Genomic DNA, 20,393 nt, shown 5'->3' with positions numbered 1-20,393 from the left:
CATCAAGGACAACACCGGCACCTCGATCCTGCTCATCGAGCATGACATGTCGGTGGTCATGCAGATCTCCGACCATGTCGTGGTGCTCGAATACGGCCGCAAGATCTCCGACGGCAACCCGCAGTCGGTCAGGACCGATCCGCGCGTCATCGCCGCCTATCTCGGCGTCGACGACGAAGAGGTCGAAACCGTGCTCACCGAAGTCGGCGACGAGGATGTCATCGAGCAGCTCGATACCGGCAAGGTTGCCGGCGCATCGGGCAAGCGTGGAGGGCGTCAATGATGGTCGGCACAACGCCGCTCAAGGGAGTGCCGACCTATTACGGCAACATCCGATAGGGAGACATCAATCATGCAGGGCGTTATCTATGAAGAAACTTCGATCGGGCAGTTCCTGCTCGTCACCTGCCTGCTCGGGGGCTGGGCGGCGTGGATGACCGGCAAGGCGGCGGCGCAGACCTGGAGCAGCCATTTTCGGCTATTCCTCTACATGCTGGGGCTCGGCATCGGCGTCAGGTTCATCCATCATGCCCTGTTCGGAGGCACGATGTTCTCGCTGCACTACTATATCGTCGACACCATCGTGCTGATGATCCTAGGCTTCCTCAGCTATCAATACACGCGCACCAATCAGATGGTGAAACAGTACTATTGGCTCTATGAAAGAGCTTCCCCATTGAGCTGGAAGCGCGTCTCTCGCTGAGGTCGTCTCCGCGCAGCTCACGGGGCATTCCGCGAAGCACGCAGCGCGGCTTTCCGGCCGGCGCTCGGACCAGAGCTCTCAGCCCCGCAATGCCACGTAGATGGTCGGGATGACGAGCACCGTCAGCAGCGTCGATGAGGCGAGGCCGAACAGCAGCGAGATCGCCAGCCCCTGGAAGATCGGATCGGTCAGGATCACCGCAGCCCCGATCATCGCCGCGAGCGCGGTGAGCAGGATAGGCTTGAAGCGGATCGCTCCGGCCTTGAGCAGCACGTGAACGAGCGGCTCGTCGGTCGCCCTGGCGTGGCGGATGAAATCCACCAGCAGGATCGAGTTGCGCACGATGATGCCGGCAAGCGCGATGAAGCCGATCATCGAGGTGGCCGTGAAGGGTGCGCCGAAGGCCCAGTGGCCGAGCATGATGCCGATCAGCGTCAGTGGAATGGGGGTCAGGATGACCAGCGGCAGCTTGAAGGAGCCAAACTGCGCGACGACCAGGATGTAGATGCCGAGGATGGCCACCATGAAGGCCGCGCCCATGTCGCGGAACGTCACCCAGGTCACCTCCCACTCGCCGTCCCACAACAGAGTAGGCTTGGACTCGTCGTTCGGCTGGCCATGCAGCGCGATCGCCGGCTTGGGGACATTGCCCCAGTCCGCCTTGGCGATCGCGTCGTCCACGGCCAGCATGCCATAGACCGGCGCCTCGAACGCGCCGGCCAGTTCGGCCATCACCATCTCCGCTGGGCGCCCGTTGTGGCGGAAGATCGGATAGGAGGCCGGCTCCCGGCTCACCCGCACGACGTCGCCAAGCTCGACAACGTCGCGCGCGCCGGGCAGCGCGTTGGCGGCCACCGGCGTCGCCAGGGCGCGCTGGTCGATCACACCGTTTGTCTTGGACAAGGCGATGCGGATCGGGATCGGCAGGCGTCCACCGCCTCGATGCGAGTAGCCGACCGTGGTCCCGCCGTAGAGATAGCTCAGCGTGTCGTACACATCCGCCTGCTCAACCTTGTAATATTCGAGATTGTCCTGGTCGAGCGAAAGCCGCAGCCGCTCCGGCTGGTTGTGGAAGCTGTCGTCGACGTCGACAATGAACGGGACGCTGGCGAAGGTCCCGCGAACCTTGGCCGCGACGGCGCGGCGGGTCTCGGCGTCCGGGCCGTAGATCTCGGCCAGCAGCGTGCCGAGCACCGGCGGGCCAGGCGGCGGCTCGACCACCTTCAACACCGTGCCCGCCGGCATCGCCATTCCCTTCAAGCGGTCGCGCAAGTCGAGCGCTACGGCATGGCTGGCGCGGCTACGATCGCCCTTGGGAAGCAGGTTGACGGCTATGTCGCCCTGCTCGGGGCTCGATCGCAGGTAGTAATGGCGCACCAGGCCGTTGAAGTTGAAAGGCGCGGAGGCGCCTGCATAGGTCTGGAACGAAACCACTTCCGGCACGGAGGCCAGCCGGTTCACGGCCGCCTGAAGCAGCCGGTCGGTGTCCTCGACCGACGAGCCTCTGGGCAGGTCCGCCACAATCTGAAGCTCGGTCTTGTTGTCGAAGGGCAAAAGCTTGACCGTTACGTGCTTGGTATAGATCAGCGCCATGGACCCAATCGTGGCAATGCCCACGACCAGCAGGAAGGCCCACGCCCTGAGCCGCGACTTCAAGATCGGCCGCGCCACCGCGACGTAGACCCGTCCCAGCACGCCACCATGGGCGCTGCCGACATGGCCATGCGAGCCCGTCCTTCCGCCGAGCTTCAGCATCAGCCACGGCGTCAACATCACCGCGACGAAGAAGGAGAACAGCATCGCAGCCGAGGCGTTGGCCGGGATCGGGCTCATATACGGACCCATCAGGCCGGAGACGAACAGCATGGGCAGCAGCGCCGCGACCACCGTCAGCGTCGCCACGATGGTGGGATTGCCGACCTCGGCGACTGCATCGATCGCCGCCTTCGTGCGCGAACGTCCATCGTCCATTGCCCAGTGGCGCGCGATGTTCTCGATGACCACGATCGCGTCATCGACGAGGATGCCGATGGAGAAGATCAGCGCGAACAGGCTGACGCGGTTCAGCGTGTAGCCCATGGCGCGCGATGCGAACATGGTGAGCAGGATCGTCGTGGGTATCACGACGGCCACCACCAGAGCCTCCCGCCAACCGATGGCGACGGCGACCAAGAGCACGATGGAGGCGGTCGCCAGACCGAGATGGAAGAGCAGTTCGTTGGCCTTCTCATTGGCCGTTTCGCCATAGTTGCGCGTCACGGCCATTTCGACGTCCTTGGGGAAGATCTGGCCGCGCACCTGATCGAGGCGCTTGACGATCGTATCGGCGATCACGACCGCATTGGTGCCCGGTCGCTTCGCGATCGCCACCGACACGGCCGGTGCGCGTTCGAGACCTTTGTCGGATTTGACGATATTGGTAACGCGGTTCTCCGCCGGCGATGTCGCGAGCACGACGCTGGCCACGTCGCGCACATAGACCGGGCGGCCGTCGCGGGCCGTCAGCAAAAGGTTGCCGATGTCGGATAAAGCCTGCAGCGTCTGGCCGGCCACCAGCACGCGTTGATTGCCGTCGTCGCGAACCGTGCCGATATGGAAGGAGCGGTTGGCGCCCGCGATCTTGCCCGTCAGCTGCTGCAGCGTGATGCCGTAGAGCGAGAGCTTTTCCGGATCCGGCTCGACCTTGATCTCTTCCGGTTGCTCTCCGACTATGTAGGTGAGGCCGATATCGGGAAGCTTCGCGACCTCGACCTGCAGTTCATGCGCAAGACGCGTCAGGTCCGCCGAGGAGTAGCGCGCCGCTGCCTGTGGCGCCGGCGTCAACGTCACCACCACAATGGCCACGTCGTCGATGCCGCGCCCGACGATCAGCGGCTCCGGAATCCCGACGGGGATGCGATCCATATTGGCGCGGACCTTTTCGTGTACGCGCAGGATCGCGGCATCCGAGCTGGTGCCGACGTTGAAGCGCGCGGTCACCAGCGCGCCGTCATCCGTGGTTTGGGAGTAGACGTGCTCGACGCCGTCTATGCCTTTTATGATCGTCTCCAGCGGCTCGGTCACGAGCTTGACCGCATCCTCGGCCTTCAGGCCGTTCGCGGATACGTGGATGTCGACCATGGGCACGGAGATTTGCGGCTCTTCCTCGCGCGGCAGCGTGACCAGTGCCACAAGCCCAAGCGCCAGTGCGGCCAGCAGGAACAGGGGCGTCAGCGGCGATGCGATGAAGGAACGGGTCAGCCAGCCGGCGATGCCGAGGTTCATGGCAGGACGACCTTGTCGCCATCGGCAAGACCGCTCAGAATCTCGACGCGCGGCTGGCCGGCATCCTGGAATGCCCCGCCCAGCACGACCGCGACGTCGAGCGGGCCGTCCGCCGTCTCGACCGTGACATAGTCGACGCCGTGGACAATCCTGAGCGCCTCCGGCGGAACCCCCAGCATGGTCCGCTTGGCAACCGGTATGGACACCAGCGTGCGTTCGTTGACGAAATAGGTCCCGACATCGGCAACCTCGACGTCGGCGATCACACGGCCGTTCTCGATCTCGGGATAGACCTTGGCGATCCGGCCCTCGCTGGCCTTGACGAAGCCGGCATTGGTACCCGTGCCGCGTTCGCCGATGTCGACGCGGGCGCCTTCCGTTATTTCGACGGCGTGCCGTTCCGGCAAGGACAGTCGCAGGTAGTACTGGCCCGACGCCACCCGCGCGACGGGTTCGCCCGCCATGATCACCGAGCCGGCGGCCACGGGGACCGTCAGCACGCGGCCGTCGGCCGGAGCCAGGACATCGCCTTCCTTGGTGCTCTGCTCGATAACCGCCTTCTCGGCAATCGCGGCTGCCAGCTGGTTCGTGACGACATCGAACTGCGTCTTTGCAGCGTCAACCCGGCTTTGGGCGGCGGCGCCCTTGGCCAGCAGGTCCTGCGCGCGCTGCAGGTCGGTGCGGGCGCTATCGAGTTGCGAATTCAGCGCCGCGATCTTGGCGTCGGCGGCTCTGAGCTGCAACGCGAGCTTATCGTCGACTACCGTCGCGATCACGTCGCCCTTGCTCACCTCAGCGCCTTCCGAGACGCGTACGGACGAGATGGTTCCCGAAATCCTCGCCCTGGCCGGCAGGATGGTGCGGCTCTCCACCTGTCCATACACCGCCTTCATCTCGGTGACGGTCGTGGCCTTGACGATGAACTCGGCGGCGTGCGCGTCGATCGCGACAAGGCCGGCGACGCCGATCAGAAGGATGTTCGCGAGGGCCGACTGCATGGGTCTCATTGCGTTAGTCTCGGTCGGTTGAAATGGGCCGGAAGGCGGCTCAGCCGCCTCCCGGCTGGCGGCCAATTGCTGGATGAGTGCCGTTACTTGAACGCCACGCCCGGCTTGCAGCCGAGCTTCTTGAAGACCATCGCTGCCGGGCAGAAGCCCGTGACCGAAGCCTGCATCATGTTGAGCCCGGCGAATGCGGTCAGCAGGAACCAGTAGGGCGAATAGTAGATGCCGAGCGCGAGCGATATCAGCACCAAGAAGCCCGCGAACATGAGAACTGCCTTGTCTATCGTCATGATCCTTTTCTCCTGAAGATCTGCCGGGCCTATTCGGCCGGCTCTATGTGGACGGCCTTGAGCTTCTTGATGCCGAGAACGTCGAGCGCCAGCCCCTCATAGAAGGTCTCGCTCTTTCCCTGCCGCACCTTGTGAAGGAAGTATTTCTCGAACCCGACCTTCGCCGCGTGGACCCACTTGCCCTGCGAGGACCAGTTGACGTTGCGGGGAGGGATCTGCGGCTGCGCGACGAAGGCGATGCCTTCGTCACCGAAATCGGCGAGGCAGACCGCGTTCCATGTCGCGACGGCCCGTGGTTCCTCGCCGCGCAGAAGTGCGCCGATGTTCTCGGCGGTGGCCGTGACCATGGATTCGATCATGAAGCCGGTCTTCGGCACGCCAACGGGAAGCGGCGTCTTGCCGACCGGCGGGATGGCGACGCAGACGCCGATCGCGAAGACGTTCGGATAGGTTTGGTTGCGCTGATGCTTGTCGATGGTGACGAAGCCGCGCGGATTGACGAGGCCCTCGATTCCCTTGACGGCGTCGACGCCCCGGAATGCGGGCAGCATCATCGAGAAGGCGAAGGGAAGGTCATGCTTGGCCTTGGTCGCACCGTCCTCGGTGACTTCCTCGACATGCATCACGCCGGCGTCGACCGAAACCACCTTGGCGTTGGTGATCCACTTGATGTGGCGATCGCGCATGGCGCTCTCGAGCAGGCCTTTGGTGTCGCCGACCCCGTCGAGGCCGAGATGGCCGATATAGGGCTCCGGCGTCACGAAGGTCATCGGCACGCGGTCGCGCACCCTGGCCTTGCGCAGCGCGGTGTCGAGGATGAAGGCGAATTCGTAGGCCGGGCCGTAGCAGGACGCGCCCTGGACGGCGCCCACCACGATCGGGCCGGGCTTGCGGACGAGTTCGTCGAACCTCGCCCGCGTGGTGACGGCATGGTCGATGTGACAAATGGATTGGGTATGGCCGGCAGGTCCGAGACCCGGCACCTCATCGAAGGCAAGGTCGGGGCCGGTCGCGATGATCAGATAGTCGTAGTCGACGAAGGAGCCGTCGTTGAGCTCGACGCGGTTCTCCTTCGGATGCACCTTTTTCGCGCCTTCGGGACGCAGCGCGATGCCGCGCCGCTTGAAGGTATCCGCCAGATCGACGGTGACGTCCTCGCGCACCCGCCAGCCGACAGCCACCCAGGGATTGGAAGGCACAAAGGAATAGGACGTGCCGAGCGTGACGACGGTCAGCCGGTCCTCGCCGCGCAGCTTGTCGCGCATTTCGTATGCCATGATCGTGCCGCCGAGACCCGCTCCGAGGACGACGATGTGAGACATGATGATCCTCCCATTGGTTAGATCTTCGCAGCATCCTGCGCGGGAAAGCCGCGCTCTGCGTTGATCAGGCTCAATTTCCAAACGGGGCGGCGCGGTTGTAAGGTGACGGCGTCGACGAGCCCGGATGGCAAGCTTGCATGTAACATTCAAAGATTATAAATTCAAGAACATGAATGTAAGAGATTTGATCCCAGCCTCGGACAAGGCGGCGGAACTGCTTCGGAGCCTGTCCCACCCGCAGCGTTTGCTCGTGCTGTGCGCACTCGGCAACGAGGAGCGCTCGGTGGCCGAACTGCGAGAACTGCTCGACATCGATCAGGTGCCGATGTCGCAACAGCTTATGCGGCTGAGGGCCGATGGGCTGGTCGAAGCCCGCCGCGAAGGGACGACCGTTTATTACCGCATCACCAGGCCGGAAGTGCTGACGGTCATCGAGGCGCTGCATTCGGCTTTCTGCCCAAGGTAGGAAACCCGCGCAAAAGCTGAGCGACAGCTGTCCCTTACTTGATCGAGGTCAAGGCGGCGCAATCGGATCTGCAATCTCCTTTTTGCATTGATGCATCAGGCGCACGCACGCCCGCGTGATCCGACTATGGAGAAAACAGATGATCCTGAGCAATGACACCCTGGTCGCGGTTACGGATGGCGAGAGGCTGCGGCTGTTTCACAACAAGGGCCACGAACCTCATCTCGATTTGGTCGAAATCGAGGATCCCGTCCTTGAAGTGGCCCGCGCCGGATCCGGCGGCAGGCATCGCAGCTCAACCGCCAATCCTGACCAGTCCCGTCTGCGTGAGGACGATTTCGCCGGTTCGGTTGCGGCCTATCTCAACCACCAGGCGCTCGAGGAAGCGTACGAGCACATACTGGTGATCGCCGATCCGCGCACGCTCGGCGAAATGCGCAGGCACTACCAGCCGTCGTTGAATGCGAAGCTGGTGGGCGAGATCGGCAAGGACTTCGTCAAACACTCGGTGGAATCGATCAAATACGCTGTTGCGACGGCATAAACGAAGTTCGCGCGTCGCCACCATAGCTGGCGACGCGCGTTTCTGCGCGAGCTGATCAGGCTAGGGTAGGTAGGGATGGCTTGAAGATCGCGCATACGGCTGGCGAGCTCATCTTGCCGATCACGTCGTCCATTGTCGGCGTCTCACGGACGGACGCCACGATCTCAAAAGGAGCGTTGGGTAGCGGCTGGTGCCCGTGATTGCGGCAGTCAGCCCACCTCAGCCAATAGGGTCGCCGATTTCCCTGCCGGCTCCGCCGAGCGGCCATGCAACGCGTCCAGCCGAGCCAGGAGCTCGGTCTGCACGCTCGCGACGATACGCGCCGCACCGGGATAGATGCTGCCGTTATTGCCGTCCAACGTGATCACAGCACCTTCCGGAAAGATGGTGCCGCCGATGTTGACCTCATTTCGCGCGGCGTCGATCGCCATTGTCTCACAACCGACCAGACAGACTTTGCCAAGCTGTCGCGCGACGACCGCGGCATGCGATGTCCTGGCGCCGCGCTGCGTCAACAATCCGTCGGCGATGTCGAGCGCGGCAATGTCGCGGGTTTCGGCATCGCTGCGCACGAGGATGACGCTGATACCGGCGCCCTTGCGCTCGCGCACCCTTGCCTCTGCGAGCGCGATCTCGCCGCAGACGACACCGCTCGATGCGGATGCCGCCGAGGCAATTGGATGCAACGCGGTGCCAACGTCGCTCCCAATGCTGCGGACAGTCAGCGCATGCCGGTCGAGGCCGCGCGTCCGCTCCCGCGCGGTCTCCACGTCGATCACACCCTCGGCCAGGAGATCCAGCGCAATGCGGGCGGTCGCCATGGGAGTGCGTTTCCCGTTGCGGGTCTGCAGCAGGAACAACACCCCGTCCTGGACGGTGAACTCGAAATCCTGCATGTCCCCGAAGTGGCGTTCGAGCAAGGCCGCCGCGTCGACCAGCTCCTCCCAGACTTGCGGCGCCACCGCGGCAAGCTCGTCATGGCCACGGGCGGTGCGGCGCCCACTCACGACATCCTCGCCCTGCGCATTGAAAAGGAAGTCCACCCAAGGTTTGTGGTCGCCGGTGACGGGATTGCGCGTGAAGCCGACGCCGGCCCCGGAGAGGCCGCCGGCGTTGCCGAACACCATTCGCTGGACGGTCACGGCCGTGCCCATCTCATGCGACAGATCGTGAAGATTGCGATAGGCCATCGCCTTTTCGCTTCCCCACGACCGGAAAATTGCGCTGATCGCCTCGCTCAACTGGGTTTCCGGATCCTGGGGGAACGGCGCCCCGGCCTCGCGGCGAAAAGTCTCAAGATGCAGTTGGGCGACCTGCCGGAGGCTTGCGAAATCGAGGGATCGTTCATCCTCGTCCTGCCGGATGGCGGCAAGATCGGCCTCGAAATGCTCAGGACCGATACCGGCGACCACTTCGCCATAGCCGGCGATAAGCCGGCGGTAGGCGTCCCAGGCAAGTCGGGGATGGCCGGTTAGCCGTATCAGGCCGGGAATGGTCGCATCCGTAAGTCCGATATTCAGCAACGTCTCCATCATGCCCGGCATCGAGACCGGCGCACCCGAACGCACCGAGAGGAGCAACGGTCGGCGGACGTCTCCCAGCTTCAATCCGGTGAACGCTTCGAGCTCCGCCAGGGCAGGCTGCCAAAGTTGCGGAACGACGGTCTGCGGATCGGCGCAGTAGCCGGTCCCTATCACGAAGGCAGGCGGCACCTTGAGGCCAAGCGCAGCCATTTTGGCGAGGTTGTAGGCCTTGAACCCGAGGACGGCCGTGGTGGCCGCGTCCTGCAGCGGCCTCTTGCCGCCGATGAAGTATATACGCTTGAGATCGTCCTTGGTCGCACGCTGCCCGGTCGATGTGGCGGATACGCTCATGCTTCGACTCCCAGACGGCTGAAGGCCAAGTCGCGTATGCCATAGGCGGTTGCAAGCAGCGCATCCGTTGCCGATTCCAACGCCGCGGCGAAATCGGTGCCCAGGCCGAGCGTCGCGGCATCATCGACGTTGCGCACCAAAAGTCGTCTCACATCGCGCAGCAACTGATCGCACTGCTGCTCGGCATTGACCACGCGCCAGGAGATGGCGATGAATTCCTCATGGTCGCCGGCGTCGCTGCCTTCGCCAAGCGCGCTGGCAATCAACAGCAGCTTGACGTGATCCTGAGTGGCCTGGAGGGCCTTTTCGGCAAGCTGCTGCATCCCTTGGTGCACGTCGCCCGGCCAGGCTTTGTCGTGGTTCTCGGCGATCAGCGAGAAAAGGAAGGCAGCTTCCTCCATCGCGTCGGCAATGTCGTCGGCGCGCTCGATCAGCCGTTTGAACGGCAACCAACGCGGATTGCGTTCGGCGCGTTCGCGCGAGCGCATGACGAGCAGGTCCGCCTTGCGTTCCCACGCCTTTGCCCGCTTGGCCAGCTTTTCGGCATCCTTGGCGGAACGCTCGTGACCGTGGGCAATGGCGTCGCGGATTCCTTCAGCCAGCGCGTGGCAGAACGAAGCGTGCTCGCTCAGCAGTGCGAATTCATCATGATGGCGCCCCACATGGCGGATGAGCAGCAGGCGGATCGAGTCCGCGATCCGCGACACCGGCTGACGCTGCTGCATCGCCTGCGACGCCATTGCCATCGCTTCGATCAGGAATTCCTGCGCCGGGACGGTGCCCATGACGGCATCGAGTGTGTCGCCGATGTGGAAGTAGTCGCTGCCTGCAGCCTCCATGGCGGCGAATATCAGTGCTTCGCCTCCCGCTTCGAGCCAGCCCCTGTGACCGATCTCTCGCCGCGCGCATTCGTTCAGGACAGCGATGGAACCGGCTTTGCCGACGATCTGGCGCAGCCGCTTGCGGGCGCGATTCCAATCAATCAGAAAGACGATGCGCGCGCCCAGTCCTTCCAGCGCCTTGAGCAAGCCGGCTTCGTCCGAACATTCAAACGTTGCGGTGCCGATGTAGTAGGCATCTCCTGAATTGAGGCCTTCGGTCATGCGCGAACCGACCGCCGACCATTTCGCGCCGATCTGCGAGAGCATGTCCTGAAAGAATGCGAAGCGCTGCCGATGCAGATCCGAGTAGGTCAGCGTCAGCACCAGGCCTTCCACCTGCGCGACGAGCACATGCGCGTCGTTGGTGCCGATGTCGTTCTGGATAAGCAGGCGTTCGCCGTCGCGCGTTGCAGCGGTTTCGAGGCCCGGGTGATCGAGCTTCAGCGCCCGTGTATGATTGAGTCCCCGCATGAAAGCGGAAATCCTCGGTCCATCTTGTTGCGACACTTGCCAGACATGGGCACCGTCGATCGTGTCGCCGGAGAGCTGCGCCGCCAGATGGTTGAGCGCCTTGTGCAAATCCATGACCAGCAGATGGAAGCTGTCTTCGTCACCGCGTTTGCCGCTAGTCAGTGCTTTCAATTGCGCCGGGTCGAGCTCCGTTCCAAGATGATCGACCCACCGGCACCACTGGTCCACGCGCGCGGAAAGCGCGAGATGCGGATCCTCGGCGCTGCCTTGGATCGGGCGCGCCATGATGCGCAGATCGTCGCGCAGCTTTTCCGCCAGCTTGGGCAGATTGGCGAGATGGAGTGTCGAAGCCTCAAGATAAGCGGAAGCAGGGAGTTCGATGATCCATGGTGCATCGATATGCGCCAAGGAATATTCCCTGTGGAGGTCGAGTTGCGCCGTTCCTGGATGATCGGCTTGGGCACGGGCTGCCTGCAGCACCGTCAGATAGAATTTGAGCCGGTCGTTGGCCGCCAGCGCCGCCTTGATCCAAGCCGGGCGCAAAAGCTCGGTTTGCCCGAGCGCGGCGACGACACCGGTCTTCTCCATGTTCGAACTCCGGAATGATTTGTGCTGGTTTCAGATGCTGGCGCGTCGTAAATAAATATTCGTGCGCCGCTGTCCGCTTTGATGCAGATCAACGGCAGCTATCGGGTATGCGGATAAATTTCGCTCGGATGAATAAAGTGGGATACTTAATAGTTAACCGACTAATATATTTGTGAATTAGAAATCAACTTACTGGCAGTTTTCACTGTTATTTTCCGGTCGTCCAAGTCCCGCTTTGCTCCGCTTCCGAAGTCTTCGGCCATATCCCGCCAACAGGTGCTGGCGGACGAGCCGACTGGAAACCTCGACACGGCTTCGGCCCAGGGGGGGGGGTCGAATTGATGCGGCGCTTCAACCTGGAGCGAGGGACTACCTTCCTGATCGTCACTCACAACCACGATCTCGCAGCGCAATGCGACCGCATCATCGAGTTGGTCGACCGCCGGCTGACCGGCGACCGGCGCATCCAGTCATCCATGGCGTTGTTGAGCCAAGTCGACCTCTCGGCCCGAACATGCGCCCCGGCGAGGGCGGGACGCGTTTGTCGCCTAATTTCGCTGGCCGTTTGGCCGCGCAGCCGATTCCGTAAAAGGCTGGCCGAGGTGGACGGACTGGGGCGGCACGGCGCCCGAGGTTGAGAACGGCACCGCCGGCGAAACCTCGGCACTTTCCGGCACGGCATCATCCGGGAATTGCTGTGCGGCTATTTCCTGCGTCCACACAGCGAGGACGCTCTGCTGCGTAGCCTCAGCAACGATGCAATAGCCTCTGGGGTCGAGGATCGAAAGCACGGCGTGGTCGTCATTGCGCGCCAGGCGGAAGGCTCGGTCGATCACCTCCAGGCAGGCGGCCAACTGCCCAGCGTTTGGGAGACGCGTGTTGCGCAGCATGTCGGAAAGCCGGAAAGCCTCGAGGCCTCGCTCGGCGATGCTTGTTCCCTCCCGGCCCAGCTCGAAGAAGACGCTGACGACAGGGAGCATGCTGCGGATCGAAGCGTAGATCGCCATGGCTTCCTGCGGACTGCAGGCGGCCAGATGCGGCGCGTCGGGCGGACCTGGTTCGGCCGCCGGGCCGAGCCCCAGCGACTGCGCGATCTCGTGTTCCAGCCATTGCCGAACTTCCGGCGGAGCGGTTCGGATCTGCTCCGGGCTTAAGGTAATGCCGACCATCTCAGCGTCTCCCGTTGGTTGCTTTCAGCATCAAGACAGCTTGGCAACGCAACACCTTGATCCGCATCAAAGGGTTACCTGGGCGCCGAGCAACAATGCGAATTCAGGAACGGGAAACTGGCCGGTGCTCCGAGGAACGGGAGTCGCTTACCACGGCACCCAAGCGCCTGCTGTCTTGTGGTAGCGGCGCTTCACCGCGGCCCAAGCGACCCGATGAGCGATTTCCTCGCGCCCCTCGCCGCGATCTGCATATTCATCCCAGGCGTTGTTGAAGGCGGCGCGATAGATCTCCTGGGCGTGGCGGGGAAGGTGCTCACTGATTGACGGCGGAAGATCCTCGATCGAAGCGTATGGCATAGATCGTTTCACATGAAGAAGGGCAGGTGCGTGCCCCCGGTTACCCTGGAAGCGATCCACCGCATGGCTGCCTCCTTCTTCTTCTAAGGACTGACGAAGGCGCATACTTTGATTTCGCGCAAGTCATGGCCGGGCAATTCCATTCGGCTCATCGGCGCCGCAGTGATCGAACCCGGGCCGACACAAGCGAGAGGAGGCCCCTTCGAGCGGCCTATCAAGCCTCCCCAACCTGGCCGAGGCGGGCTTCGGTGATTTTCTGGTCAACGATGTCGCGGGTCGGTTGCTGCACTAAATCGTCAAGTGCCGATACATGCGCGCGGCTCGGCCACGCGCGGCAAACCCGGCTCTCCTTGACTTCGCTCAAAGTCGCGAGAGTGCGGCGCGGCTAGGTTCCCGAGGTGCATGACCCCGCCGGAGACTGGTATGGACAGGAAGCATAGTTTCAACATCGGCTACTTCATCCTCGCGCTGGTTCTCGTCGGCCTGTTCCAAGTCTGGCTCGGTTGGCGGGACGTCGCGCAGCTCTCCTACAGCGACGTCATGCGGCTGGTTGGGGAAGGCAAGGTCGCCTCGGTGACGCTGACCGAAACGACCATCCAGGGCCAGTTCAAGGAGCCGCAGGACGGCAAAAGCCTTTTCATCGCCGCTCGCGTCGATCCGGCCTCGGCCGAAGCCTTCGAGAAGGCCGGCGTCAAGGTATCGGGCGGCACCGACAGCAATTGGCTGACCACCATCCTGTCGTGGATCCTGCCGGCGCTGCTCTTCTTCGGCCTCTGGATGTTTCTCTTCCGCGGCTTCGCCGAACGGCAAGGCATGGGCGGTTTGGTCAATATCGGAAAGTCGAAGGCCAAGATCTACGTCGAGAAACAGACCGGCGTGACCTTCGACGATGTCGCCGGCGTCGACGAGGCCAAGCTCGAGCTCAAGGAGATCGTCTCCTTCCTGAAGGACAAGGACAAATATGGCCGGCTTGGCGCGCGCATCCCCAAGGGCACTCTTCTGGTCGGGCCGCCTGGCACCGGCAAGACGTTGATGGCGCGCGCGGTGGCGGGCGAAGCGGGCGTGCCCTTCTTCTCGATCTCCGGTTCCGAGTTCGTCGAGATGTTCGTCGGTGTGGGAGCGGCACGGGTTCGAGACCTCTTCGAGCAGGCAAGGCAGGCCGCGCCTTGCATCATCTTCATCGACGAGCTGGACGCGCTCGGGCGCGCGCGCAGCCCCTTCGCGGGCTATGGCGGCGCCGACGAGAAGGAACAGACGCTCAACCAGCTCCTGTCGGAGCTGGACGGCTTCGATCCGCGCATCGGCATCGTGCTGCTTGCCGCCACCAATCGGCCGGAAACCCTCGATCCGGCGCTCACGCGCGCCGGGCGCTTCGATCGCCAGGTGGTGATCGACAGGCCCGACCGGAAAGGGCGCGAGGCCATCCTCAAGGTTCATGTCCGCAGCGTTGCAATGGCGCCGGGCGTGGACATCGGCGAGGTGGCAGGCATCACGCCCGGCTTCACCGGCGCAGACCTCGCCAATCTCGTCAACGAAGCGGCGATCTTCGCCACCCGGCGCAACGCCGATAAGGTGACGATGGACGATTTCACCAACGCGGTGGAGCGCATCGTCGCCGGTTCCGAGCGCAAGGGCAGGCTGCTCAATCCGGCGGAGCGCGAAAGGGTTGCTTATCATGAAATGGGGCATGCGCTTGCCGCGGCTGCGCTTCCCAAAACGGACCCCGTGCACAAGGTGTCGATCATCCCGCGCTCGATCGGCGCCCTCGGCTACACCATGCAGCGCCCGACCGACGACCGGTTCCTGATCACCCAGGGCGAGCTGAAGGAGCGGATGATCGCCCTTCTGGCTGGTCGGGCGGCGGAGGACATCGTCTATGGCGAGGTTTCGACTGGCGCGGCGGATGACCTCGCCAAGGCAACGGATGTCGCGCGCCAGAGCGTCACGCGGTTCGGCATGAGCGCTTCTGTTGGACAGGCCGTCCTCGAGGAACAGAAACAGCAGTGGCTGGGGGACGGCTCGCTGCATAAGCGCGACTATTCCGAGGCCACAGCCCGTGAAGTCGATCTCGCGGTCCGCCGGATGCTGGACGATGCCTATGCGGCAGCGCAGGACCTGCTCAGGTCAAGGATAGCCGACCTCAGGGCCGGGGCCAGCCTCCTTCTCGAACGCGAGACGATAACGCCCGACGATTTTCCGGCCCTGCGTCGCGCGACCCCGCCTGCTGCCTCGGCCAAAAAAGTGGCGGGACGATCGTGACGGCTCCCCACAATTCGCCGGCATGCGAGAGCATGCCTTAGGCAGATCGGCGTTTGACGCCGTCACCGCGCGAAGCAGGGGTCAGACCTGCAGCGTAGGCAATTGGATGTCCCTCACGAAAATGTCGATCGGCGAGCCAAAATCAAGCCGGCATCAGCTCGACATCAGCCGATTGAGCCAGACCTCGTCGAGCAGCGAGCGGGTAACCCCGCCGAACACCCATTCCCGCAAACGGCTGTGTCCGTAGGCGCCCGACACGATCAGTTCGGCATTGACCGAGGCGAGGAAATCGATGAGGCGATTGGCTTCATCATCCGACTTCAGGATTTCGGTCCGCGACCTGATGCCGTGGCCTGCCAGGAAGCTCGCCGCGTCCTTGACACTGTCCCTGATCCAGTCATCCGGGTTGCGATCGACGGCAACGATGGTGACTTCATTGGCCATGGCCATCAGTGGCACAGCGTCCGCTATCGCGCGCCTCGCTTCGCGCGTATCCTTCCAAGCCACCACGACCCTGCCGGCGGGAATATCCGCCGTGCCATGGGCGGCGACCAGCACAGGCCTTCCGGCGCGCAGCACCAGACTGCCCGGATCGGCCGTGCGATAGGAATCGCCGGTGGCTGCGCCCTGCGCCGCGCCGGTGAGGATGAGATCGGCGAGACGAGAACTTCTGGCCAGGGCATGATCCGGATTTTCGATCGCGCCGCGCCAATCCGTCTTGACCGCTCCGGCGACGAGAGCCTCGAACTCGCCGCGCAGATCCTTGAGCTTTTGCCGGATTTCGTCCCGCGACTGTTCCCAGAGTTCGGCCGCAACGGCCGCGCCCTCGGGCGCCATCGTCACCGGCAACGGCGCATCGGCGGCACAGAAGCCGATCAGCCGTGCGTCAAAACGCTTGGCGAGGTCGATGCCAGCCCGCGTGAGCGGTTCTACTGGACCATCGATGCCAAGGTTCAGGAGAATGGATTTGTAGCTCATCGGCAGGGCTTCCGGTTTGGATGTTTCGATGCGCCGAAGCTACTTCGCCGGGATGAGCGCGCCTTGATGTTGATCAAAGTGATGTTGTGAGATCCCTCAGGGTATACGGGACTCGAAATGGATGACGTCGCCGTCAACAATGAAGGCGCCATTGCCGATGTGATGGATTGTTTTCGGCTTTGGCTGTCCCGGATCCACCCAGGCTTTCAGGACTGCCAGGACGAACAAATTGTATTTGTTGACCAGGCGCGTATCGACCACGCGACATTCGAGATTGGCGAAGCATTCGGCCACCAGCGGCGCCGACACCCGCTCGGCGCGCAGCGGTGTCAGCCAGGCAGTCGCGAACTTATCCGTATCGCGGCCAGAGCAGTTGCCGACTTTGACGACCTTCTCCGCAAGTTCAACGGCAGGAACTGCAATCACGCACTCCTTTGTCTGACGCAGAGCAAAGAACGAGAGGTCGTTGCTCGACACGACGCAGGCGATCGTCGGCGGCGCAATTTCCGCCATCATGTGCCAGGACATGGTCATCACGTTCGCGCGGCCTTGCCTGGACCTTGTCGTCAGCAGGACGACCGGACCGGGTTCGATGAGCCGATACACTTCGGCGAGCGGCAGTTCCTTCATCTTTGTCCCTCGCTGCGCATCCGCAACGCGCTTGTTCGCGCCGACTTGTTGCTGACGATACCGTCCCTCGCCTTGATCAGGGTCAAAAAGCCGGGATGCGGGTTGGGGCGGTGCGGCGACGGCGATTGCTGCATGGCAACCGAATCCATTGATCCCGATCAATGCCAGCCTGAACGGGTCCTGCGATGTTCGGCCAGAACCGACAGGGGCTGATCCATGTCCGCTGAAGACATTCTCCTTTGGGGCGCCGTGCTCTGCCTCGCCTTTATCGCCGGAGCCGCGATCTATTTCGAACTGGCTTCGTCCAGGAGAAGCAAACGCCCGTCCGCAAGCTACGGCTTCGGACGCCGTTCACGATCTCGCCAGCCGAAAACAAGACATTGAAGCGAAGTGCGAAAGGAAAAACATCATGATCTGGAATGCAGAAGAGTTTCGTGCGCCGGAGCTGCTCCCTTTGGCCAAAACCGGACAGAAATTCATTCGAGCGACCGCCGCTCTTCAGGCGCATTCGATCCGCGCCCTGCTGCGCATGCAGATCGAAGGTGTATCCTTCCTCAAGCGACGGTTTGAGGATGACCTGAAGCTCCTCGACAAGCTGACGGCCGGCGACGAATTCGTCGATGCCTTCGACGTGTATGTGAACTTCCTCCAGAACGCTACCTCCGACTATGCGAGCGAGGTCGGCAAGTTCGCTTCCATCGGCGCCAAGCTTGCTTCGGAAACAGCCGGGCGGGTTCGCAAAGAGGCGGAAACGACGATCGACGACATGGCTGCGGCAACCCTCGCCACCTGAAATGTTGCGATCAAGAAAGAGCGGGCGGAAACCAGCTGCCGGTCGGCGCTCCGTCCCAGGTGTTCACGACAAGGCAGAGGACCAGATTATGTCCGGGCATGAGGTCGCGGCTGCGGTCGGCGGTCGCGCGTTGCCACTGCCGGCCAAAGAGGCCGGAGGCATCTATCGCGATGTCGATCGGCTCTCGCATGCCTTGCTGACCGCCTCCACGGCAGGCATTTCGCCGATCAGCCTCCTGCAAGCCTGGCAGGACTGGCTGCTGCACCTGTCCTCATCGCCGGGCAAGCAGGGGGAGATCTCAGCCAAAGCGGTCGAAAAGGTTGCGAGGCTGAGCGATTTTCTCTTTCGCTGCTGGCTCGGGATGGGCGCTGCCTCGCCAACCATCACGCCATTGCCGCAGGACAAGAGGTTCCAGCACCCGGCCTGGCAGGCATTCCCCTTCAACGCCATGCAGCAAGCCTTCCTGCTTTCCCAGCAATGGTGGCACAATGCGACCACTGGATTTCCAGGAGTGACCAAGAGGCATGAGCGCCTCGTCGAGTTCTACAGCCGGCAAATCCTGGATACCGTTTCGCCCTCGAATTTCCCTGCGCTCAACCCGGAGGTCATCGACAGGGCCTATCGGGAAAATGGCGCCAATTTCGTCAGCGGCGCCAACAACCTCCTCGATGACCTCATTCGTCTGATCGACGGCAAACCGCCGGCCGGCGCGGAAAGCTTTCGGCCAGGCATCGAGGTCGCCGTCACGCCAGGCGAGGTGATCTTCCGAAATGAGCTGATCGAATTGATCCGTTATGCCCCGATGACGGGCACGGTGAAGGAGGAGCCGATCCTCATCGTCCCCGCCTGGATCATGAAATACTACATCCTCGATCTTTCGCCGCGGAACTCGCTGGTCCGCCATCTTGTCCGGAGCGGCTATACGGTTTTCTGCATCTCCTGGCGCAATCCGGGTGGCAATCAGAGTGGTCTCTCGCTGGACGACTACCGCCGCCTCGGCGTGATGGAGGCCATGGATGCGGTCGAGAAGGCGACCGGGAGCAGCCGGGTCCATGGGGTGGGCTACTGCCTTGGCGGCACGCTACTGTCGATCGCCGCGTCGGCGATGGCCCGCGATGGCGATCACCGGTTCGCCAGCCTGTCGCTTTTCGCGGCGCAGGTTGATTTCGAAGAACCGGGCGAACTCGGCCTCTTCATGGACGAGAGCCAGATCACCCTGCTCGAGGACGTGATGTGGGTCGAGGGCACCCTCGATCAGCGCCGCATGGCCGGCGCTTTCCAGATGCTTCGCTCGCAGGACCTGATCTGGTCACGCATCGTTCGCGAATATCTGCTCGGCGAGCGCGCTTCAATGACCGACCTCATGGCCTGGAATGCCGACTCGACCCGGATGCCGTTCCGCATGCAGTCGCAATATTTGCGGCAGCTTTATTTGGACAACGACCTTGTCGAGGGGCGATTCTCTGTCGGGGACAGCCCCATTCATCTGGAGGATATTCGAGCACCGGTGTTCGCGGTCGGCACCGAGACGGATCACGTCGCGCCTTGGCGCTCGGTATTCAAGCTGACCTATCTCCTCGACACCGACATCGACTTCATCCTGACAAGCGGCGGACACAATGCGGGCATCGTTTCCGAGCCCGGCCACCCGGGCCGTTCCTACCGGCGGCTCAGCTGCCGTCACGCGGATATCCGCCCGGACGCGGATGAATGGGCCAAGAACGCCGGCGTGACATATGGCTCCTGGTGGTCGGCCTGGGTTGAATGGTTGGCAGGCCATTCCGGCTGCGAGGTCGCGGCCGACCGGTCCGGCGCCGCAGGCGACTTGAAGGCGATTTGCAGAGCGCCCGGCACGTATGTCCTTGAACGATAGCGCCTTTTCGGCGGTTTGAGCCAGGTCAAGGTTCGGCGTCGGTTCATGGCGTATTCGGTACACATGAAACGTCGAGCAGCATTCGCGATCCTGCCGTTTGCAGTCGCCTTCACACTGCCCGCCTGGGCGGGCGACAATCTGCAGATTGCCTATGGCAAGAGGCTGGTCGAAACAAACTGCGCGCGCTGCCATGCCATTGGCCCGACTGGCGCAAGCACCCATCCTGATGCTCCGCCCTTCCGTTCATTGCACCTTCGCTATCCGATCGAAGACCTGCAGGAAGCTCTGGCCGAGGGAATTTCCACCGGCCACCCGGATATGCCCGAGTTCGTGGCCGCTCCCGATCAGATCGAGGCCATCATCGCCTACATCGGGAGCCTCGATCGATGATTGGGGCTATTCCGACCGGCTTGAGGGACGCGTGATCCGCAGAAGACGAAGAGGAGATGTCGGATGAAACGCGGAATCGGAAGTGAAGACATCGAGACGCCGGAACTGGCAATTCCGGTCCGGAAAGTCTGCTTTATAGTCGCCAAGGCACATGAATTCGACGTCAAGGTTGCCGTTGCCGAGCCGGACGCGGGATCCAATCCCACGGACGACAATGAGATCGCGGTGCTTCAGGATCACGACGACGACCCTGTGCGTGAAGAGCTTGGCTCGCTGATCTCGGAGCTCTCCATCGATGAGCAGATCGACCTCGTGGCGTTGATGTGGCTCGGCAGGGATGACGGTGAGGCAGCCGATTGGGAAGAGGTCCGTCAGCAGGCCGCCTACGCCCACAACAGGCACACAGCCGGCTACCTCTGCGGCAACCCGCTCCTCGGCGATCACCTCGAGGCCGGGCTTGACGCTCTCGGCCTGTCTTGCTCCGACTGAACAGGACTTGATGCGCATCAAAGTGCGAAGCTCCCGACCGTGCTGATC

At 62.9% G+C, this 20,393-nt stretch carries 20 protein-coding genes and 1 pseudogene; 11 read left to right on the top strand and 10 right to left on the bottom strand.

The annotated features are described in order from the left end of the window. Both RFN28_RS28895 and RFN28_RS28890 read left to right on the top strand, forming a co-directional pair. The coding region (locus RFN28_RS28895; protein WP_502572787.1) for an ABC transporter ATP-binding protein C-terminal domain-containing protein at positions 1 to 283 on the top strand (283 nt) is incomplete at its 5' end. Positions 284 to 352: 69 nt separating this feature from the next. Beyond that, positions 353 to 703: a DUF6867 family protein gene (locus RFN28_RS28890; RefSeq protein WP_320290545.1), complete on the top strand. Its 351-nt coding sequence runs from the start codon at positions 353 to 355 to the stop codon at positions 701 to 703. A 78-nt stretch (positions 704 to 781) separates the two neighbouring features. Here RFN28_RS28890 and RFN28_RS28885 read toward each other — a convergent pair whose 3' ends face one another. The 4 genes from RFN28_RS28885 to RFN28_RS28870 form a co-directional block, all read right to left on the bottom strand. Further along, positions 782 to 3,967 carry an efflux RND transporter permease subunit gene (locus RFN28_RS28885; RefSeq protein ID WP_320290544.1) on the bottom strand — a complete coding sequence of 1,062 codons (3,186 nt, stop codon included), beginning with the start codon at positions 3,965 to 3,967 and terminating at the stop codon, positions 782 to 784. Then, positions 3,964 to 4,965 carry an efflux RND transporter periplasmic adaptor subunit gene (locus RFN28_RS28880; protein WP_320290543.1) on the bottom strand — a complete coding sequence of 334 codons (1,002 nt, stop codon included), beginning with the start codon at positions 4,963 to 4,965 and terminating at the stop codon, positions 3,964 to 3,966. The genes RFN28_RS28885 and RFN28_RS28880 overlap by 4 nt, the downstream gene beginning before the upstream one ends. A gap of 92 nt (positions 4,966 to 5,057) precedes the next feature. Next, positions 5,058 to 5,261, bottom strand: a complete 204-nt coding sequence (locus RFN28_RS28875) for a YgaP family membrane protein (RefSeq protein ID WP_320290542.1) — start codon at positions 5,259 to 5,261, stop codon at positions 5,058 to 5,060. A 29-nt stretch (positions 5,262 to 5,290) separates the two neighbouring features. Then, complete coding sequence (locus tag RFN28_RS28870) at positions 5,291 to 6,583, bottom strand: NAD(P)/FAD-dependent oxidoreductase (protein WP_320290541.1); 1,293 nt, start codon at positions 6,581 to 6,583, stop codon at positions 5,291 to 5,293. Positions 6,584 to 6,707: 124 nt separating this feature from the next. Between RFN28_RS28870 and RFN28_RS28865 the strand changes: the two genes are divergently transcribed. Together RFN28_RS28865 and RFN28_RS28860 are read left to right on the top strand one after the other, a co-directional pair. Further along, positions 6,708 to 7,049 (top strand): ArsR/SmtB family transcription factor, encoded by a 342-nt coding sequence (locus RFN28_RS28865; protein ID WP_320290540.1) that lies wholly within the window; start codon positions 6,708 to 6,710, stop codon positions 7,047 to 7,049. A 139-nt stretch (positions 7,050 to 7,188) separates the two neighbouring features. Further along, positions 7,189 to 7,593, top strand: a complete 405-nt coding sequence (locus RFN28_RS28860) for a baeRF12 domain-containing protein (protein ID WP_320290539.1) — start codon at positions 7,189 to 7,191, stop codon at positions 7,591 to 7,593. Positions 7,594 to 7,802: 209 nt separating this feature from the next. Here RFN28_RS28860 and RFN28_RS28855 read toward each other — a convergent pair whose 3' ends face one another. Together RFN28_RS28855 and RFN28_RS28850 are read right to left on the bottom strand one after the other, a co-directional pair. Then, positions 7,803 to 9,467, bottom strand: a complete 1,665-nt coding sequence (locus tag RFN28_RS28855) for a PEP/pyruvate-binding domain-containing protein (protein ID WP_320290538.1) — start codon at positions 9,465 to 9,467, stop codon at positions 7,803 to 7,805. Beyond that, on the bottom strand, positions 9,464 to 11,104 hold the full coding sequence (locus RFN28_RS28850) for a DUF47 domain-containing protein (protein WP_320290537.1): 1,641 nt from the start codon (positions 11,102 to 11,104) through the stop codon (positions 9,464 to 9,466). The genes RFN28_RS28855 and RFN28_RS28850 overlap by 4 nt, the downstream gene beginning before the upstream one ends. On the opposite strand from RFN28_RS28850, the gene RFN28_RS28845 reads away from it, so the two are divergent. Together RFN28_RS28845 and RFN28_RS28840 are read left to right on the top strand one after the other, a co-directional pair. Continuing rightward, the gene (locus RFN28_RS28845; protein WP_320290536.1) at positions 11,066 to 11,425 is read left to right on the top strand and encodes a hypothetical protein; all 360 of its coding nucleotides are present in this window, start codon (positions 11,066 to 11,068) and stop codon (positions 11,423 to 11,425) included. The genes RFN28_RS28850 and RFN28_RS28845 overlap by 39 nt on opposite strands. A gap of 231 nt (positions 11,426 to 11,656) precedes the next feature. After that, a pseudogene (locus RFN28_RS28840) lies at positions 11,657 to 11,862 on the top strand (ABC transporter ATP-binding protein); the annotation flags it as partial. Positions 11,863 to 11,955: 93 nt separating this feature from the next. Here the strand turns inward: RFN28_RS28840 and RFN28_RS28835 are convergent. Further along, positions 11,956 to 12,576 (bottom strand): hypothetical protein, encoded by a 621-nt coding sequence (locus RFN28_RS28835; protein ID WP_320290535.1) that lies wholly within the window; start codon positions 12,574 to 12,576, stop codon positions 11,956 to 11,958. A 147-nt stretch (positions 12,577 to 12,723) separates the two neighbouring features. Continuing rightward, positions 12,724 to 12,933 (bottom strand): ChaB family protein, encoded by a 210-nt coding sequence (locus RFN28_RS28830; protein ID WP_320290534.1) that lies wholly within the window; start codon positions 12,931 to 12,933, stop codon positions 12,724 to 12,726. A gap of 423 nt (positions 12,934 to 13,356) precedes the next feature. Here RFN28_RS28830 and ftsH point away from each other — a divergent pair, with 423 nt between their 5' ends. Continuing rightward, on the top strand, positions 13,357 to 15,192 hold the full coding sequence (gene ftsH, locus RFN28_RS28825) for an ATP-dependent zinc metalloprotease FtsH (protein ID WP_320290533.1): 1,836 nt from the start codon (positions 13,357 to 13,359) through the stop codon (positions 15,190 to 15,192). Positions 15,193 to 15,345: 153 nt separating this feature from the next. Here ftsH and RFN28_RS28820 read toward each other — a convergent pair whose 3' ends face one another. Next, positions 15,346 to 16,170 (bottom strand): universal stress protein, encoded by an 825-nt coding sequence (locus RFN28_RS28820; RefSeq protein WP_320290532.1) that lies wholly within the window; start codon positions 16,168 to 16,170, stop codon positions 15,346 to 15,348. A 96-nt stretch (positions 16,171 to 16,266) separates the two neighbouring features. After that, positions 16,267 to 16,800: a flavin reductase family protein gene (locus RFN28_RS28815; RefSeq protein ID WP_320290546.1), complete on the bottom strand. Its 534-nt coding sequence runs from the start codon at positions 16,798 to 16,800 to the stop codon at positions 16,267 to 16,269. Positions 16,801 to 16,948: 148 nt separating this feature from the next. On the opposite strand from RFN28_RS28815, the gene RFN28_RS28810 reads away from it, so the two are divergent. The 4 genes from RFN28_RS28810 (at position 16,949) to RFN28_RS28795 (ending at position 20,345) form a co-directional block, all read left to right on the top strand. Continuing rightward, positions 16,949 to 17,593, top strand: coding sequence for a hypothetical protein (locus RFN28_RS28810; RefSeq protein WP_320290531.1), 645 nt, complete (start codon positions 16,949 to 16,951; stop codon positions 17,591 to 17,593). Positions 17,594 to 17,681: 88 nt separating this feature from the next. After that, on the top strand, positions 17,682 to 19,466 hold the full coding sequence (locus RFN28_RS28805; RefSeq protein ID WP_320290530.1) for a PHA/PHB synthase family protein: 1,785 nt from the start codon (positions 17,682 to 17,684) through the stop codon (positions 19,464 to 19,466). 45 nt (positions 19,467 to 19,511) lie between these two features. Continuing rightward, positions 19,512 to 19,856, top strand: coding sequence for a c-type cytochrome (locus tag RFN28_RS28800; protein ID WP_320290529.1), 345 nt, complete (start codon positions 19,512 to 19,514; stop codon positions 19,854 to 19,856). Positions 19,857 to 19,919: 63 nt separating this feature from the next. Beyond that, the gene (locus tag RFN28_RS28795) at positions 19,920 to 20,345 is read left to right on the top strand and encodes a DUF3775 domain-containing protein (protein WP_320290528.1); all 426 of its coding nucleotides are present in this window, start codon (positions 19,920 to 19,922) and stop codon (positions 20,343 to 20,345) included. Positions 20,346 to 20,393: the final 48 nt, after the last annotated feature.

It is taken from the genome of Mesorhizobium album (genome assembly GCF_033977205.1).
GTDB classification, from domain to species: domain Bacteria; phylum Pseudomonadota; class Alphaproteobacteria; order Rhizobiales; family Rhizobiaceae; genus Mesorhizobium; species Mesorhizobium album.
This window is presented reverse-complemented; position numbering and strand designations above follow the sequence as displayed.